Origin of the sequence: Pseudoalteromonas sp. JC28, from assembly GCF_013319255.1 — a bacterium.
In the GTDB taxonomy this organism is placed as follows: Bacteria; Pseudomonadota; Gammaproteobacteria; order Enterobacterales; family Alteromonadaceae; genus Pseudoalteromonas.
This window is the reverse complement of sequence record NZ_QOKX01000002.1, coordinates 448,987-467,046: the sequence shown is the minus strand read 5'-3', so window position 1 is coordinate 467,046 and position 18,060 is coordinate 448,987. Positions and strand designations below refer to the sequence as shown.

The following is an 18,060-nucleotide window of genomic DNA, read 5'->3' as shown; positions in this document are numbered from 1 at the left end:
TACTCTAGACTAGTTATTCGAACGAACTTTTAGAAGAGGGGTAAGTTACGCTAATAAACTAATTTAAAGTAACTTTGAATTCTTCAGATTCTTTTTCTTGAATCGCATTAATTCGACTACCAGGTTTAAACTTGCTATCAATAGTACCTTTTCGGATACGGAACAACTTAACTGTTGTCTCACACGGTTTAGTTTTATCCAGTGCTTCGTTATCAAAGCCAGTTAATTCACCCAACAGGATTTTATATTGGCCGCTAGACTCAGAGATTTCAGACTCAAAATTAACAAAATGTGAAGCGCCATTATTCGCTATACAAGTTGAGTTTAAGCTGATAAGTAACGTGGTATTTATGTCACTTTCCGGTTTCCACTCGACTAAAAGATCATCATTACGATTAAACTGTTCAGAAACAGGAGAGTAAAGTTTAATTGGAGTAGGAAGTCTAACTTTGGAGGTTAGCGTTTCATCTTCTTTATCTCGAAGAAACTCAAGAGTTAACTCAGTGTCTTTTTCGGTCGCTGTAAAATAGCCTTGATAATCGACATCAAATAAGTCGTCATCTTTTTCTAATTGCTTCTTTTCGTTTCCTAGTTTGGCAACCACACTATCACCTTCGGAAAGAATGATGTTTGCGCCAGAACTGTTGTTTAAATTGAACTCTGTAACAACACGAGATGTGTCACCATTTGAAGTAACGCGGATATCCGCCCAAATCCCTTCTGTTTTTACAATATCCGACTGCGTTGACTCGGTCGAGCAACCAACTAATGAGGCAATTATTATGCTAGTTGCGATAACGCTGAATCGCTTCACGAATCTTTCCTTTTCTTCAATATGTACAAAAATAGTGTAGCGCTATTTTAATGTTTCTAGAGCAGGGTTTTACAATTTATAACAATTTGCTTTTTAAATGCATGAAGCACTAAGTAAGTGGATATCTAAAAGAAATTATGTAAAGGAGACGTCCATGTCTCTAGTAAACGCCGATATACTATGTCGCAATTGTGTATGTAAAAAGGATGAGGTTGCAAATGATACAACTTAAATCAAATGGGGTGGCTTAATTCAGTATCTGGATGTAAAACAGCTCAGTTGTGTTAATAGTACCGATATAAACACATCATTTTTCTGTTACATTATTTGTACATATTATGGGTTCATTCAACTCATAATAAGGAAAGTGAACGTGAAAGACATCTGTAAACTTGCTGGTTTGATTTTGATTGGTATTACCACACTAAGTGTTAATGCCGGAGAGACAACACTTAAGTTATCAAAACCAAGCGGCCTGCCCTCACCGGTGGAGTCTGCTCGCTCGATAAATATTGGCTCAGTAGCCGACAATTTGTTTTCTGATCTGAGGAGCTTTGAGGTAGAAACTGAATCGGGTATGCGTCGTGATATTGCAGGCATGAGTAAAGTAAAAAGTATTTATGCGATAGACGTTGATGCCAAGCGAGTGTCAGCAACCTTTTCGGGAACAACTAACTACAAAGTAAAGTTGACGCTCAAGAATATAAACTTATATGCCAAGGTCAAATTTTCCGGCATTGATATCCTTTGCCCCAGCGTAACTGTGACGGCACGTTTAAATAACTTAGCTCCTACCGCAACATATAACTACTATACAGGGGCTTTGGAAGACCTTGCGATTAACTACAATCGAAAGGTTGATGCAAGTTGCTCAACGGGATTATTTTCCATACCAGGCGTAAGTATATTTGTTGATTACTTTGCAAGTGATTACGCAAAAGCGAAAGTTGATGATTTGATCAAAAGTAATTTAAGAAAGTTCAGTGAGCTAGAGCAGCCAGGGGCATTGTTTGGAATGCAGAAAATTTTAGCGGATAGGCGCGTATCTGCAAATATCAGCAGTGCTGAACGAGCGTTAAATATCGATATTGAAGAAACAATCGCTAACTTGGTTACAGGTATGAATATTTATATTGATTTAAAGCGTGATGCAAATGGCTATGGCAAACATTTTGCTCAAATTGGAGTGTACCAGAGTACTCCGACTATAAATTCTTCTTGGGGAGGTAACTTCAGTGTTGCTGCCAATGGTGCGAATCGTATAAATAAATACGCGTTAACAAGCGGTCGCTGGCATAGCAGTGATTGGACTCCAGGTATTTTATATGATGGGCAGTTTATCGGCGCGATTGCGTTTAATCGAGTATATGGCGTTGCGAGCTATATGGGCCAGAAACAAGTCACAATAAGTAACTGCGGTAAGGCGTGTGAGTAGTTTATATGTAGTAGCTAATGATAGAGCTAGGAAAGCTCTATCATTTTATAGACTTTCTACGAGAATTGCTTTTTGGTTTGCTACATAAATCCAGCATTGTTGTCCAGAAACAACAGTTGCCGAAATGCGCTGATATTCATCCACTTCGTACCCATCTGCATGAGCTAATTCAGCTTCCGTGATTAAAAATACAGTGCCCTCTACCTTATCCTCTGCATCACCTGTCGCGATTAAAATGGGATGAATGTCCTTTTGGCTACTGGCAATAACAGCGGGATCTGTTATTTTAACTTGGCCAATTTTAAATCCACAAAGTACCGCTTTTTCGCCTTCTAATCGTCTGCCGAATGTATCAAGTTGCACTTGCTCCTGCTGCAGTGTGCCGTACGAAAATAATGCTTGCATCACTTAATTCTAATCCGTTGCTCTCCTGTAAGTTCTAAGTCTAAGCCGCTTTTCATGGTCAATCAAGATCTTGCGGTCTACCCATATCGGACTGACTATAATCGCATACGCCTTGTGGATAAATTTGTTTAAGTGTGGTGAGTTGTGTTGAGATATCTACATCCCCGTAGATCCCTTGGGCAAGCGCCGCTTCAATCGATATTTTATGACACTTAAATATATCACCAGCCCAGTTTGCACCGGCTTGAATTCTGCTGGTAGAAAACATTGGATATCTGGCGGTACAAGTTCCTTGCGGCTGGTTATTCCAGATACCATTAAACACTGCGTTGCCGCTGGCGATGACTTTACCTTGTTCGTCGAAACACGTATCAGCAAGTGTCTTCGGTTTTGCGTCTGTAACGGATAAATTCGGCTGCGCTTTGAGGTTGAGTAACCATTCATCCATTTTTTCAAATGCGAGTTGAGTTGGATTAAACGCTTGATGTGCAACCCAAATCACTTGATTCTCTGGGGTTGAATCTGCGGCGGACATTCTCAATCGAGTATAAAATGAAGCTGACATATGATGCATATCTAACTCGTTCTCAAGATAATGTCTGGCATCAATAATAGGGATATCAACCTTGCCAATAAATACCTGTCCAGAGCGATACGCTTTTTCCATCGCCGCAAGGCTGCCACTGTGCCTCGGTGCTATACCATTGTCATCTGGCGTGGTGATATTATGATTGCCCCAAAGAGTGAGCCAAATAGGTACTTTGTGGCCAAACGGTAATACAATTTCTTCTTGTTGCATTTGGTTTTGGGGCTTCCATCCGCCTATTTTTTTGTTGAGATCAATAAATTCAGCCATCGTGATCTGCTGAGCCTTTAATGCTTCTAGTCCATATTGAACGCCTTCGTTATCCCAAGTGCTTAATCCTAAGCCTGATTGATCCGTGCCAAATACGTTGGCCATGTCCTGCCAGTAACTCCAGTTTGTTCTCTCTACTACCTCATCCTCAAAAAAGGCCCTTAAAAACCCTTGCCTCGGATTATTAATAAAAGTAGATAATCCAAAGTAACCATTGATGCATTCACTATTGCCGTCAGGAAAGGAGGGCACAAACCCGGACATTAATTGGTTGAGTGGCTGCAAAAAACCAGCTCGTTGCGGAAAGTCGTTGATTGCATTCATGCCTTCAATATGGCGGCGGCGGGTCCAATCACGCCATGCTTTTCTGTCATTGGCTCTAAAGGTGAAGTAATTATTCAGTAAATCACAATCTAACGCGTAAGTGGTTTGGGTGATCATATCAGGGTAACTATAAAGTGGGATAAGGCCATCTAAGATCCCTTGGCTATTTTGTGCAATCAAATATTGAGCGAGCCCACCGCCAGAGCCGCCAATCCCAACTGTATAGAGTGGCTCTCCGTATAAACTAGTAAATTGCTTTTTCACCCGTCTTGCAGTGTCTTCGGCCAGTAACATATTGTAGGTGTAGCTGGTTTTATTGCCACTAGAGCTTATAACTGCGTAACCAAGCTTTAACTGCTCTAGCTGTCTATCTATTACACGCTCCGGTTTTTGCCTACCTTGTCTAAAGCCAATCCCTGAACCGCCATTAAATTGGTAGATAAGTCGGTTATTCCATTGAGACTTAGCCTGTCTGTCACCCACTTCGTCAACTGTAATTGGCATAACAATAGTGTAAATGAAGCGATTGATGGTGCCTTGCTCAACGCGTAACAGTAAGTTTGTGTCTATCGCTTTATTTCTTTCGTCTAGCGGCTTGATTTGGTTGTCAGAAGTTATCGCAAAGTAGCGTAAACGCGTTTTTGCCATGCAATCTTTACTAAAACCAAGTACTTGATTTGATTGCTCATCCATCACCGGCACACCGAGTCCCGAGTGGTTATCTATTTCTGGTTGACCAAGGCCTGAGTCCAGAGTCATACAGTAAAAAGGATATTGGTTAGGGCCAGAGTATAGGTTGGTATTCGGACCAATATCTCCTAGCGCAATCGGAAATACGAAGGTATCGACGGGCCTGTTAACTTTTGAAATATGCGGATAAAACTCAAGAATAGGATTACTTTCGCTGCTTGCTATTCTTCCTACACTGTAAATTTCTTCTTGCTCACTCGTTAGCCAAAACCAATAGCCACAAGCGCCAAGAACAATCAAAGATAATAATGTGATGAGCCAAGAAAATAAGGATTTCATATGAGCTCCTTCGAGTGCTAGGCAAATGGATAAACGGATATTATAAGTGTAGGACTAGATCATCGTAGTGTGGTTATTTGTTTGTTATTTGAACATGAAATTATTGCGTTGAGAATTAAAAATCATCGCCTAGGTATTTAATCTCAATAGCTTTAATTGTTGTATCTGGAACCCTTTCTAAGAGCGACTCGATACGCCTCGCCATAGTTTGGTTCGCGATGTTGTATCCCATAAATTGCTGCTCAGCATGAAAGGGACGCGGTAGAAAAGTGACCTCGAGTTGATGGCGGCGGATCATCTCTAAAGCCCACACTTTATCGACTAAAATTGCATCAACTCTGTTGTTATTGAGTACGCTAAAAAACTTTTTTCCGTCGTCATGGTTTTGCTCATAAAACGAACGTCTGACAATGGCTGCGTTGATTTTTTTCAGCCCTTGTACAGCCGCTTCCGGGTAGCTGTAATCCTCTGAGATCATGACTCTTGGGGCGGCAAGTTGATAAAAGTCATCAGGGTTGCTGAAGCGACCTTGTTTTACCGCAAGAGAAAGCAGCCAGGTGGTGAATGACACATCGATAATTGGAAAGCCATCGGCCTCATCCACATGTAAGGTAAAATCAAATGTACCATCGGCAACGCCTGCTAAACAGCGACGATAAGGAAGTTCATGAAATGTCACTCGATAGGGAGTACCTATAAGTGCTGATTTAATTATATCAACCTCTATGCCCCGAACTTGTTTTTGCTCGTTAACAAAGCTGTAAGGCCACCACCGTTCAAAGCAAATGTGTACCGCCCGACTATCCGTTTTTGCCTGAGTACAAATACTGGAGAGAGTTAGTAGCAAAATAAAAATAATGCGCATCGGCAAGTTTGTCCTAAATTACCTTCTCTAAGCGTAATGATAGATTGGAAAAAGCGCAACAAAAGAACATATTATGACTGTTTTACGTTTATACATAAATCAATTCAATGTGGCCGCTATTAGCTGACCGTTGCATCCAGAAGTATCAGGCTATTCGTTATATCTTGTATGTAATAAAAATGATTATCATATCAATTGTATTTTGTGTTGCTGAAAATAAAACATTCGCTATAATCTTAATCTCACCTTAATCCTCAATCTAATTGTAAAACGGAGTTTTACCTTGTTAAGTGTGTTTTTTGTCGCTCTTCTGAGCCTTGCAATTACGTTAATTTACTGCACAAACAAGCATCAGCGCTTGTTAAAGCGACCACTGCCAAACAATGCTAGAACTGCTGGCTACATTCTTCTGGCAATTACATTCATTTTTGCAATACAAATTTTCACTGGTGCTGCGGTCGTATTTAGTTGGCTTATCGGTGTCATGGTACTTACCGCGCTTATTCCCTTCACCATTTTAATACTTTTTAGGAAATCACAATGAGCAGGTTGTCACATGCTGATAAAATCCAGCCTGACTGGTGGGGGAAGACACTTGCAGGTGTCATACTTGGCTTGGCACTAAGCTTTGGGATCGTTGGTCTTTTCGCTTGGGTGGGCAGTGATGGTTTGATGGAGACGTTAACTCCTGCGAGACAAAGTTGGCGGACTCAATTTAGTATGTGGATGATTTCTCCTATCTGGTTGCTCATTTTGAGTTTTGTTTTTATGTTCAAAAACTCAAAACAAGCAGTACTTTGGCTTGGCGGCGCTAATTTAGTTGTTTACGTTATTTTATTTGTTGTAAGAGGGATGGCATGAAGATCCGCGCCGATATATTAAGGATTTATCAAAGTGTACATACTTGGACGGGAGTAACGACCGGTCTACTGCTGTTTATCGGTTTCTTTGCTGGCGCTATCACCATGTTTGCAGGTAGCATCGACAAGTGGGCAACGCCTCCTTCTCACCATTTGCCTCAAGTCGATGCCAGCCAATATGATGCGCTTATCCACCGTGTATTTAAACAACATCCTGAAGCTCTAAGTGGTATCAATATTAGTTTCGAAGCAGACAATTCTCCAGTTAATTGGTATGAGCAAGGTGGCGCTCGGGGCTTGAGCCTTGATAAAACGCTCTGGCACGGCACTTTAAATGAAGCAGGGGAGCTTGAGGCGCATACCAGCTATATTAATGAACTATCATCACTAGTGGATTATCTTCACCGCAGTGCAGGCATTGCGGGGGAAATTGGCCATGATCAGGCAGGGGTTTATGTACTCGGTATTGCGGCAATTTTGTATTTTATTGCGCTTGTTTCGGGCGTTATTTTCTTATTGCCGAGCTTAGTAAAAAGCTTTTTTGCCCTAAGAGATAAAAAAGGCGCGAGCCGTTTTTGGCTTGATACTCATAACCTAATTGGGATCACTAGCTTACCGTTTCATATTATTATCGCCATCACTGTGATTGTATTCGCATTCCACGATATTTTGTACGATGGGTTAGGTAAATTATATGGAGATAAACCTCTTTTTTCACGTCAAGCCCCCTCAGCTGTTGAATACAAGGTTGAAAACTTGCCAAGTCTCGACGTAATTTTGAAAAAAGCGAAAGACTACGCACCTGACTACCAAGTCAAAGGTATAACCCTGAGTCGATTAAATAGCGCCATGCCTTCTGCGTCAATTCAACTGTTAAGTGATAAACACTTGATGCGTGGACCTAAAACTGACTATTTGTTTATGAACCCTTACACATTTGAAGTATCGGCAAGCAGCGTCGTGGATGATGCGCAAGGGGTTTGGGGTGCGGTAGTGACCACGTTATTCGGTCTTCATTTTGGGAGTTACGGTGGTGAGTTTGGTCGTTGGGCTTATTTTATTATGGGTATTTTAGGCGCAGTGCTGTTTTATACGGGTAACTTATTGTGGCTTGAGAAGCGCCGTAAGCAAAAGCAGCCGGAGCAGTCAAAATCAACCAGAATAATGGGGAAATTGACTGTTGGCGTGGCAATGGGCTCATTACTTGGTGTAGCTGCCGCGTTTGCTGTAACAAAATGGGCCGCCTTGACCACAATAAACATCAATGTTGTGTATATGTGGGTCTATTATCTGTGTTTTGGTTTTACCTTGATTGCAGCATTCGCTATCGGTATGAGTAAAACGGCAATTTGGTCACAAAAGGCGATTGCCATTTTGTGCTTCTCGTTGCCACTGACTTCAGTCATTGCGTTTGCAATCCCAAGTCTAGGTATTTGGCCTGCGACAGCTTGGTCTTCTATTGGTTTAGAGTTAACTGCTATGATCCTAGGTTTTATTTTTTGGCGAATGGCAGATAAGACAAAGCATAGAGCTTACTATGGCGAAGCCAACAGCATTTGGTTTATTGGTCAGCATAAAACAGAATGTGAATTACAAACGCAGTCTGTATAAAAAACACGTAGAAAGGGGCTGGTAGCTCCTTTTTACTTACAAAGTGCCATCTATTTTTTCAAATCTGTTATCCTACTCGTTTTGCAATTCTCTACGGAAAAATTATGGAGCTTACAGCCTGGTTAAGCCTTGCTGCTATTTGTGTTTTTGGTGCGATGTCGCCAGGTCCAAGTTTAGCGGTTGTCTTGCGTTATAGCCTATTTCATAGTGCCAAACACGGTATTGTCGCAAGCCTTGCGCATGGCTTGGGAGTTGGGATTTATGCCAGCCTAGCAATTTTAGGGTTGTCAGGGCTTATTCATCAATTTCCGATTGTATATCAATTTTTGGTTTACGGTGGTGCTGCCTACTTGGCATGGATGGGGATAAAAATCCTAATGAGTAAGAGCCAAGGGTTGGCGGTATCACAGTCTCAAGTGGCAACGTCGTATGGCAAAGCGGCACAGGATGGTTTTGCAATTGCATTTTTGAATCCGAAATTAGCTATTTTCTTCGTTGCGCTCTTTTCGCAGTTTATCGACCCAGAAAAGATGACTTTAACGGTAGGTTTTATCATGTGTATCACCGTGCTAACGATAGATGCGTTGTGGTATTTTATTGTCTCAATTTTGAGTGCTTCAGCAAGAGATAAATTCGATTTAACGGCTAAGCGAGCTGTGATTGATAAAATTCTTGGCTGTGCTTTTTTACTGCTCGCCATGCGAGTGATTTACCAATCCTTGTAGCCATTGTAAGCACTTCTTGGTCGGCGCTCTATCGTTGCGCCCATCAGGAATGATCGCATAATATGCATAGGGAGCGGGGATCGCCAGTTCGCGCTTATCAAGCTGAACTAATCTAACCCCTTGCGCTGTATGTAGTTATGAAGAATAAATGCTTTGAGTTTTTCGTTATCGGTTTTATTCATTGCAAAGGATACGGCGAGCTCCAGTGGGCTTGTCACTTTTATCGAGTGGACGTTTGCAAACAGTGGAATAGGGTCGGCAAGATATAATTTAGCTATCCGACTGATCACATTAATTTGGATTGCACTTGCTTGATAGGGAAAAGTATTAATCAGTCCACCGGATTGGGATATGGAGACCATGTTAAATGGCATCATTTGAGGGGACAATCTAAACCTGACCGGTGTTGATGGGCAGGTACGCCAACTACGTGGGGCACTAGAGTTAGCGGCTTCTACGATATTAGGTGCTTCTAAATTGTTGTCTAAAATCTCCATCAATGCCGATAGGTCGCTAAGTGGAAACTCGACCTGCTCGTTGGCATTTTTGGCAACGAGACTAAACTGAGAACTATTTGAAATACTCGCAAGTAACTTTTTAATCTCGCTGTGAGTTTGCTGCTTTTGATCCCTAGCTTCCGGCAATAGCGAACCTGCAACGCGATTACCGGCTAGGGTTCGGTTAATGAATTGTAATTCTTCCTTCGTCAACTTCATGATTAAGCACATCCATTGGGTGGTTGATATTTATACAGCAAGGTTTATACCAAATTCCGCTTTGATTGCTACTGCGGCGTTTCTTTTTTAAGTACGGGCTTGGCAAGTTGTTCAGCAGTAGACTCGTTGCCATTTAGCCTTCAAATAGGGCAATCTAACGTACCTAAGCGGCAATGAATTGCCCATGAAGCTGTACGTGTTATTTAAGAAAATGAAATATTTCCGTGTTCAGTGGCTATTGATATCAATTCATCGGCTGATTGTTGAAAATATTTATTTGGAATAATGCTTGCAAAGATCCCTCACCGAGATTGTTTTTTTAGACTTGCCCAATGCCAACGTTTTTAACTGGACATCAAGTAGCGCTCATAGAGCCTACTTCACTGAACTTTTCACCCTTAGAGCGAGATAAACTAGTGATCCCGAGCGCTCATAATCAGCTTACAGTAAATGACAATCACCATACTGCAGGTGGGGGTCGTGCTCACACCTTTAAACAAAACTTTATGAGTGCCATGAGCAGTGGCTCGTCTGGTGAAACGTCGCTATATGAAAAAAGTAAAACGTTACTGCAGTTCCAATTTGCGGATCACGAAGTTCTATTCGACCTTACAAACATCAACTCTCAAGATGAGGCTGCTTACGAAAAGCTCCGAGCGTTGTTGGCTGATATAATGACAGGGCCTGTAAAGGTTGATATCAGTAGTAAAGATCAAGCGCAGCAATTACTGTTTAAAAATTTAGAGTTAGATTTTTTAGCGTACAAGGAGCTCTCTGAGCGGCTGGAAATGTTGGCAAAGCTTGATCATGAAACTGAAAGTCAAAAAGCATTGGCGCAGCAAGATAGAGATCGCATTCGTGCGGTAATTGCAAGTTTACATGCACGCCTAGAAAAGGGCCAAGAGGCGTTACTTGGCGGAACAACATTAAAAGCGTTGGATGTTAATCGCAAAGATTTTGAGCTTGAATTAGATAGCCTATTTACCAGTGTTGGCTTTGATTCGGATATGCCTGTAACTGGCACGACTTGATTACCGTGATCATTATTGTTTGCTGGGATTTGTACTTTTTACCAAGTATAAAATGTAGTAGCCCATACCCGAATCTCACCGTTTAAAAATAACGGGGCGAGACTTTACCTGACATGCGCTTTGTGGAACAAAAGACGGTCGTCAATGTTACTTTTGTTCCACAAAGCGCACGTTCCACTAACTCATTTATGCCCCAAAACAAGCTAGAAAATTTTGCTCAAAGGGCTTACAACACCGTTTGCGCCTTGCTGTAAAACATGGGTATAAATCTGAGTGGTTTTAACGTCTGAATGGCCTAACTGAGCTTGTACTGTTCTAATATCTGCCCCACTTTGTAACAGGTGTGTAGCAAAAGAGTGGCGAAAAGTGTGGGGCGTTATAGGTTTTGTTATTTGTGCTTTTTTGGCTGCCTCTTTAACCGCTTTACGTACTCGTGTTTGATGAAAATGATGTCGGCGGATCTCCCCAGTTTCAGGATCTGCACTTAACTTATATGAGGGAAATAGATACTGCCAAGCAATTGACTTATTGGCGCTAGGATATTTTCTTGCTAGTGCGTTTGGCATCCAAACACCTGCATATCGTTCATTCTGGGAATCTAATTTTAAGTATTCATCAGCCTGAGCAATTTGATTTCTTAGCAAAGGTATAAGTTCTGTGGCGAGAGTAACCACCCGATGTTTATTCCCTTTTCCATTCCAGATCCGAATGCACTTGTAGTCAAAGTCAATGTCCTGAACTCGTAGTTGAACAGCTTCCATTACACGTAAGCCGCTACCATACATTAAGCCTGAAATTAAATAATATCGTTTACTTAAAAACGACATGAGACGTTTAACCTCCTCGGGGGTCATAACAATTGGCAACTTAGATTGGCGCTTGCTTCTGATAAACGTTAGATTGGGGCACAAATCCTGTTTAATTATTTGCTTATACAGAAAAGATAATGCATTTAACGCTGTCGCTTGTGTTTTAGGCGACACATTACGTTTAAGCACAAGGTAGTCGAGATATTCGACAACCTCGTTATCGCCCATTGAAGCTGGGTGACGCTTATCATGAAAATGAATATAGGAAGAAATCCACTTAAGATATGTATCAACTGTTCTGAGCGAATATTGCTTAGTCAGCATAAACTCTGCGATGTGGTTTAGAAATGGTGAACGAGTTCTCATTGAATCAGCTCTAAAAAACTGTATTTATATACAGTATTTACGTGTTTCTCCTATAGTCAAGAAAACGACCCACTGGGTCGTTTTCATCCTTTTCATAATGATGAAAAATATATCTGTAGCAACAAGTTAGTTATTGTGATAAAACTGGTACAATGAGAATAATGACCCATGACCCGGTAGATAAACGACCCATTGGGTCGATATTAAATTGTTAGGGTTACAATCAGGCAATGAAGTGGACTGAACCTTGGATTAAATCAATCCAAAACCAAGAGAAATATAGCCTCATTTCAAAGGGGGTGTTAATAAGCTGCTTACTATGGACGTTGTTTTTCGTTTTTTTGGCAGTTGTAAGCCTGTTGACTAAAGATGACTTTATCAGTCATCTAGCTAAAACAATTTGGATTGCTCCTGTGCTAGGTTTCACTTTAGCTTGGGTTTTGTATACGGTCACGTGGCTGTCACCAGTCAAAATTGATTCCGGTCCCAAAGGCCTTGTCAGAATCAAAGCAGATAATATAACTTCGATACCTTGGGAGCTGATCTCTTCGTACAGGTTTATATTTAACGGCATCGTTTTTAAGTTTACTGATGATAGTGAAATCACATTCTTATTACCTGAAGATATGGATCGAAATTTAATAGCAAAGGAACTTGAAGCACACTCAATCAAAAAAGATGTTTTGTAACCCTAACAAATTAATTAAACCGTGGACGCAAAATAGCAGGCTTGCGCTCATTCTTCGCTTAGTTTAGCCTGCTATTTTTCGCCGTTTATTAAGGCGTTAGGGGTACATTTAGTGTCGCGTGAAAACTTAATCTCATTAGCAATTATTTTGAGTTATTTCTCGGCACTTTTGATGGGAATTTTGGCGATTGGGGTGACTTTTGAAGCTCCATTGTTATTCACTGTGACTCTACTGTTGTTGTTTTTAATCATTATGGTCGGCAGCACACATATCTTAAGTTTTAATCATGGGCTTAAGAATGGAGCAATAATTTTTTTGTCGCTGTTTTTAGCTGGCACTTTTTATACGTTATGTTTGTTTTTAGCTGTCATTTTAACAAGTGATTTCACATTTGATAAAACGGTAGCAATATTAGCTTTTGGGGCTCTTTTAAGTTTATTTGCCTCGAAGGTAGCAATGAAGCAAGTTGTACCCCTAACAAATTAATTAAACATTGGACGTAAAACAGCAGGCTTGCGCTCATTCTTCGCTTAGTTTAGCCTGCTATTTTTCGCAGTTTATTAAGGCGTTATATTTCAATCGAGCCTTGTGACTAAATTTATGAATGTAGAGCTTATAGCACCGGCAATGGAGAATTTTAGAAATCACCTGGTTTCCGGTTTTGAAACAATTAAATTAGCATACGAACAATATGCAAAAGAGGCTGAAAACCGACCCAATGATTTCGTAGCTACGTTTGAGGACTATTTTCACGATTGGGCTCAATCTAATTGGGAGCTACTTGTTGAACGCGTCGTTTGCAATCCGAATGAAAGTCTAGCTATTTACGGAACTGGCAGTGATTATGAAACAGACAAACATAGCAGAGTGTTCTTCCATAATGCGGTTCCAACACATGAAATCGTATGTGTTGCCAAAATACAGGCTATAGACTGGATAAGTGGGAAAGTAGTAGACCTTTCAAAGTTTGATTTTGATGGTTTTGTATCCACTTCTGGAGAATGGTTTGATGTTAGTGCACCATTTGATCATGTATTATTGTCTGAAAAAGGTGTCACAAGTAACTATCTGCAAGTTATTGTGTCAAAAGAACAAATTGAATGGCAAGTTAATGAAATATAACAAGTTTCTCAAAACGGATTCCATAAACTGTGGCGCTTTTTGCTTTTCTGCTTCGCAGGCAAAAATCACCCCAGTTTATTCCACCTTTTAGCAAAGCGTTAGGCGCCAATCAAAGGTTCAATCATGGATGAAGAAAATAAAAAACTGGATAAAAATAGAACAGAAGAATTCATTTCTTACGATTTGGCTCTTCTCAAAGAAAAAGGAAAATGGACTAAGTACTGTAGAGTAGTTGCCAACGCAATGTCTGCTATCCCATGGGTTGGTCAAGTTTTATCAAGTGGCGCAGCAATACATGGAGAACAAGAGCAAGGAAAAGTTAATGAACTCCATGAAGAATGGTTGAAAGTTCACAAAGACAAAATAGAGCTTCTAATGGTCGCATTAGATGATATGGCAAGTCGACTTGAATCTGTTCATGACGAGTATGAAGCTCGAATTCAATCTGATGAGTATATGGGGCTCGTTCGTCGAGCTTTTAAATCTTGGGATGCATCTGAAACTCAAGAAAAGCAGCAATACGTTATTAATTTAATTTCAAACGCTGCAGCGTCACATTTATGCCCTGACGATCAAATCAGGTTATTCAATGATTGGCTAGACAAATATCACGAAATACACTTCAAGGTTATTCGAGCGATTTATCAAAATAATGGAATTACACGTTTAGGTATTTGGCAATCAGTTAGTGACATAATGCCTAGAGAAGATAGTGCAGAAGCAGATTTATTTAAGTTACTAATTAGGGACTTAAGTACAGGTGGGGTTATACGGCAATATCGGCCAACGACCTATGATGGTCAATTTGTGCGTCAGACAACTAGAGGGAAAACTAAAAAGCCAGCTAGCTCAACTATGGAGTCAGCATTTGAAAACACTAAACCTTATCAACTTACCGAACTCGGTTCGCAGTTTGTTCATTATACAATGAATCAAGTAGTGAAAAGGATAGGTAGCGCCTAACAAGGCCATCAAGACAAAGGACGCAAAACACTTGGCTTGTGCTCCTCCGTCGCAAATTTTAGCCTGCTATTTTTCGCCGTTTATTAAGGCGTTGGTATGACTCCCACTGTCAAGTTACACACACTGATCCTTGCCTAACTTTAAGCCATAACTTCTAAACTCGAATTAGAGAGAGTTAATGCATAGGTTGAAGCAAGTAATTTCGTCGGTTTTCTTGCTGGTATTCGTTGGTTACTCATTTTCATGAGCAGAGCAGACCTTACTTAACTCGACGTGGCACCTGTTTTCAGTCTATGTTCGTGGTTCAATGCTGTGTTAGCAGCATTGCCATCCTAACGCCGTCGGTGGTTGTGCCACACCCGATGCTTGACCCAATACATTAACTCTAATTCGTTCATTTTAAGCTGGTACTCTGGATAATCTTAATTTGGGATTTACCGATGAGAGCACAACCTGTTTTGCGATTGCCCAGATATAAGCAATCATTTCACGGGCAATGGCGGTGACAACGAGGTTGTAATGCTTGCCTTTATTTATAAGCTTTTTATAACGTTTACAGAGCCTTATTTGTGCTTTCCATGCAATATCAATAAGTTGCTTTGGTAAGCCTTCTTGTCGTTTTTGTAACTCAGTCGATATGTTGGCTGCATGACGGTAACTGTGAGCACCTTCGACTAATAAGCGCCTTGCACGACCATTGCCACATTTAGTAATTGCGCCAATATGCCTTTTACCACCACTCGAGTGTTCACTCGGAATGAGCCCAAGATAACTCATGAGTTTTCGCGGATGGTCGAAGCGGGTTAAATCACCAAGCTCAGCGACAATACCAGCGGCCACGAGTAAGCGAACGCCGCGCATAGCTTGGATTGCTTTAACTACAGGGTAGTAACGCCATTGATAAACATGATGAGAGAGCTCATTGTCGAGTCGCTCTAATCGTGCAGTTCGCTCGTTTATAGTTTGAATAAACTCTTGTAAAACGATTTGTTGTGCAGGATGTGGCAATACTAGTTCTGTGAGCCAACGTAAGTGTTTGAGAGACCAGTTTGCCGTGCCTGCATAGTTGATATTGTTTCGAAGAAGCAGTGCTTTTAGCTGGTACTTTGCATCTTTTAAATCTTTCATCGCAACTTCTCGAGCACGAGATAAATCACGAATAGCTTCATCTTCCGGCTCAGGTACATAAATAGGGGTTAAGTCTTCAGACTTAAGTAATTTAGCTAGTTTAAGTGCATCACGTTTGTCAGTTTTTATACGCTCGCCAGGTTTTTTAGGAATAAGCGATGGGGCAACTACGTAACAGCAATGTCCAAGAGAAGTAATTAAGCGGTAAATCCAGTAACCACAGGGGCCAGCTTCATAAACGAAATGGAGCGTAGTGTTAGGGTATTTAGATTCAAATTGCCTGATAAGCTTTTTAATGGTGACTTTAGCTGAAGAAATACGACCGAAATGAATGGGTTGTGCGCCTCGATTGTCTTCAATGTAGGCAACTTCAATGAACTCTTTATGAGTATCTAAGCCAATGAAAAGTATGTTATGTTTAGTCATGCTAGCCTCTGCTATTTAGTTATTTGACAAACTAATTATGGCTCTGGCTTTAAGCTAACCCACGAAAATGCGGAGGCTAGCACCGTGTGGGAGTCATTATGTCTATGTCACTTTCTCAACCTCTAGGTGTATATGGAAATTTCAAGAGTTATCATTAAAAAGTTCCGCTCAATAAAAAAGGCGGATATTTGGGTCGATTCAATTAACGCTATTGTTGGTCAAAATAATTCGGGGAAATCCTGTTTACTTCGAGCTCTGAATGTTTTTTTTAACTATGAGAAAGAAGAATCTGCATTCGTTGATGGTGTGCACAGTTTTGCTCCTAGATCTATCTCTAAAGTTGAAATTCATTTCGAGAACTTTGATGAAAATAGGACACCAGACAAGTACATAAATAATAATAAAGTAATGATTGAAGCTGCTTTTCAACTGAATGCTAAAGGTTGCAAAAGAACGATCAAATATAAATCTGGTAATAACTGGGTTACGGATAGCGAATGTATAGAAGAAATAAAAAAACAAATTGAGTTCATTCTTATTCCTCCAAATCGAGATGCGAAAGCACTCGAGTTAATGGAACACAGTGTGCTACAGCTTCTTGTTGAAGAAAAAATGAAGGAAGCAACATCGGCCCGTGATAATTATACGGTGAAATTTCGGCATGCAATAAACCATCTTGAGACTAATGCATTAGATAAGATTGCTAGAGATGCAAAGGCTGAGTTCCCTGTTAATAAACCATTCGATATAAAAATAAAATACTCAAAAACTATAAGTTACAAGGATTTTTTATCAGATGTATCTATTTCAATTGAAGAATCAGGGTTGAGTCACCCTCTAGTTGAGTGTGGTTCTGGAATTCAAAGTTTAACGATTATCTCATTGTATAACTTACTAGGTAAGGCAAGGGATGAAAATATAATTATTGGTTTAGAAGAGCCAGAGACAAACTTGCATCCGCAAGCTCAGAAAGAGTTAATTCGATATTTTAAAGGGTTAGTTGAAAAAGAGAATATCCTACAACTTTTTTTTACAACACATTCGTCACAAATGATTGATCAAGTTGATCATACGGAAATCATATCTTTTAAAAAGGAGCTTTGTGAAAATAGAGGCTTTATTACCACAGTCAATAAATTGCCTAAAGATTTTTTTGATAAATATGATTTAGATGACTTTAAGTACTATCAATTTCATCGGTATAGAAATAGTGACTTTTTCTTTTCTAGTCATGTCATTGTTACCGAGAGCAAAAATGAGGTTGAGATCATAAAAAGAATTGGGGATGCGGCTGGGTTTGATTTTGAAACTAATGGCCTATCCTATTTAAACCTTGAGGGTGTGGATAAGGCGAAATATACAATTCACCTCCTAAATGAGTTAGAGATACCATTTTTAATCATTTTGGATAAAGATTTCTTTGTTTCATACTTGAATGATGATTACGCTAGCAGCTTGAACACACAAGGATTTCCTCAATATAAGACTGAATATAAAGACGAAGAGCTAATAAAAGTACTAATTCCTAATGAGAATGATCGAAATGATGTATTAAGTAAAATCAATACCAACCATACTGCCGTGTTGAATACACTTGAAAAACATAACGTAATTTCAATGCGTTATAGCCTAGATTTAGATCTGGTTGCAGTTAGAACAGCTCAAGAGAAATATTATGATTTATTGAGGCTTCCTCAAGATAAGAGAAATGTCCAAGAGCTAACAGGTATGAGGAAGGGCATTAAAAGAATTGATAGGATTGTCTCGGCTTTTGAAAGCTTAGAGACATCAAGTTGGCCGTATTCATATTCAAGAATAAGAAAAATGATGACTAAAATAACACGCGAATTAGCGTGACATAACAATAGCATAAAAAATGACGTCAA

General features: G+C 40.1%; 17 protein-coding genes. 10 read left to right on the top strand and 7 right to left on the bottom strand.

Annotated features, from left to right (window positions below):
• Positions 1-58: 58 nt before the first annotated feature.
• Positions 59-814: a hypothetical protein gene (locus tag DS891_RS07290; RefSeq protein ID WP_174169343.1), complete on the bottom strand. Its 756-nt coding sequence runs from the start codon at positions 812-814 to the stop codon at positions 59-61.
• Positions 815-1,187: 373 nt separating this feature from the next.
• On the opposite strand from DS891_RS07290, the gene DS891_RS07285 reads away from it, so the two are divergent.
• A complete protein-coding gene (locus tag DS891_RS07285) occupies positions 1,188-2,249 on the top strand; it encodes a hypothetical protein (RefSeq protein WP_174169342.1) in 1,062 nt (353 codons plus the stop codon).
• Between the two features lie 45 nt (positions 2,250-2,294).
• Here the strand turns inward: DS891_RS07285 and DS891_RS07280 are convergent, their stop codons facing one another.
• The 3 genes from DS891_RS07280 to DS891_RS07270 all read right to left on the bottom strand — a co-directional run bounded on the left by DS891_RS07280 (position 2,295) and on the right by DS891_RS07270 (position 5,728).
• Positions 2,295-2,654 (bottom strand): gamma-glutamylcyclotransferase family protein, encoded by a 360-nt coding sequence (locus DS891_RS07280; RefSeq protein ID WP_174169341.1) that lies wholly within the window; start codon positions 2,652-2,654, stop codon positions 2,295-2,297.
• Positions 2,655-2,712: 58 nt separating this feature from the next.
• On the bottom strand, positions 2,713-4,863 hold the full coding sequence (locus tag DS891_RS07275; protein WP_174169340.1) for a DUF6351 family protein: 2,151 nt from the start codon (positions 4,861-4,863) through the stop codon (positions 2,713-2,715).
• 115 nt (positions 4,864-4,978) lie between these two features.
• A complete protein-coding gene (locus DS891_RS07270; RefSeq protein WP_174169339.1) occupies positions 4,979-5,728 on the bottom strand; it encodes an ABC transporter substrate-binding protein in 750 nt (249 codons plus the stop codon).
• A 540-nt stretch (positions 5,729-6,268) separates the two neighbouring features.
• Here DS891_RS07270 and DS891_RS07265 point away from each other — a divergent pair.
• The 3 genes from DS891_RS07265 to DS891_RS07255 all read left to right on the top strand — a co-directional run bounded on the left by DS891_RS07265 (position 6,269) and on the right by DS891_RS07255 (position 8,924).
• The gene (locus tag DS891_RS07265) at positions 6,269-6,589 is read left to right on the top strand and encodes a hypothetical protein (protein WP_102057945.1); all 321 of its coding nucleotides are present in this window, start codon (positions 6,269-6,271) and stop codon (positions 6,587-6,589) included.
• Positions 6,586-8,199, top strand: a complete 1,614-nt coding sequence (locus tag DS891_RS07260; RefSeq protein WP_174169338.1) for a PepSY domain-containing protein — start codon at positions 6,586-6,588, stop codon at positions 8,197-8,199. The genes DS891_RS07265 and DS891_RS07260 overlap by 4 nt, the downstream gene beginning before the upstream one ends.
• 104 nt (positions 8,200-8,303) lie before the next feature.
• On the top strand, positions 8,304-8,924 hold the full coding sequence (locus tag DS891_RS07255; protein WP_174169337.1) for a LysE family translocator: 621 nt from the start codon (positions 8,304-8,306) through the stop codon (positions 8,922-8,924).
• Between the two features lie 107 nt (positions 8,925-9,031).
• On the opposite strand, the gene DS891_RS07250 is transcribed toward DS891_RS07255, so the two are convergent.
• Positions 9,032-9,640, bottom strand: a complete 609-nt coding sequence (locus DS891_RS07250; RefSeq protein ID WP_174169336.1) for a hypothetical protein — start codon at positions 9,638-9,640, stop codon at positions 9,032-9,034.
• A gap of 332 nt (positions 9,641-9,972) precedes the next feature.
• Between DS891_RS07250 and DS891_RS07245 the strand changes: the two genes are divergently transcribed.
• Positions 9,973-10,671, top strand: a complete 699-nt coding sequence (locus DS891_RS07245) for a hypothetical protein (RefSeq protein WP_174169335.1) — start codon at positions 9,973-9,975, stop codon at positions 10,669-10,671.
• A 203-nt stretch (positions 10,672-10,874) separates the two neighbouring features.
• On the opposite strand, the gene DS891_RS07240 is transcribed toward DS891_RS07245, so the two are convergent.
• Complete coding sequence (locus tag DS891_RS07240; protein WP_174169334.1) at positions 10,875-11,846, bottom strand: integron integrase; 972 nt, start codon at positions 11,844-11,846, stop codon at positions 10,875-10,877.
• Positions 11,847-12,076: 230 nt separating this feature from the next.
• Between DS891_RS07240 and DS891_RS07235 the strand changes: the two genes are divergently transcribed.
• The 4 genes from DS891_RS07235 to DS891_RS07220 all read left to right on the top strand — a co-directional run bounded on the left by DS891_RS07235 (position 12,077) and on the right by DS891_RS07220 (position 14,620).
• Positions 12,077-12,535 carry a hypothetical protein gene (locus DS891_RS07235; RefSeq protein ID WP_174169333.1) on the top strand — a complete coding sequence of 153 codons (459 nt, stop codon included), beginning with the start codon at positions 12,077-12,079 and terminating at the stop codon, positions 12,533-12,535.
• A 111-nt stretch (positions 12,536-12,646) separates the two neighbouring features.
• Entirely contained in the window at positions 12,647-13,021 is a 375-nt protein-coding gene (locus DS891_RS07230) for a hypothetical protein (protein WP_174169332.1), read from the top strand.
• A gap of 102 nt (positions 13,022-13,123) precedes the next feature.
• Positions 13,124-13,657, top strand: a complete 534-nt coding sequence (locus tag DS891_RS07225) for a hypothetical protein (RefSeq protein ID WP_174169331.1) — start codon at positions 13,124-13,126, stop codon at positions 13,655-13,657.
• Between the two features lie 123 nt (positions 13,658-13,780).
• Positions 13,781-14,620: a hypothetical protein gene (locus DS891_RS07220; RefSeq protein ID WP_174169330.1), complete on the top strand. Its 840-nt coding sequence runs from the start codon at positions 13,781-13,783 to the stop codon at positions 14,618-14,620.
• Between the two features lie 399 nt (positions 14,621-15,019).
• On the opposite strand, the gene DS891_RS07215 is transcribed toward DS891_RS07220, so the two are convergent.
• Positions 15,020-16,174: an IS110 family transposase gene (locus DS891_RS07215; protein WP_174169329.1), complete on the bottom strand. Its 1,155-nt coding sequence runs from the start codon at positions 16,172-16,174 to the stop codon at positions 15,020-15,022.
• A gap of 132 nt (positions 16,175-16,306) precedes the next feature.
• Between DS891_RS07215 and DS891_RS07210 the strand changes: the two genes are divergently transcribed.
• A complete protein-coding gene (locus DS891_RS07210) occupies positions 16,307-18,031 on the top strand; it encodes an ATP-dependent endonuclease (RefSeq protein WP_174169328.1) in 1,725 nt (574 codons plus the stop codon).
• Positions 18,032-18,060 lie beyond the last annotated feature (29 nt).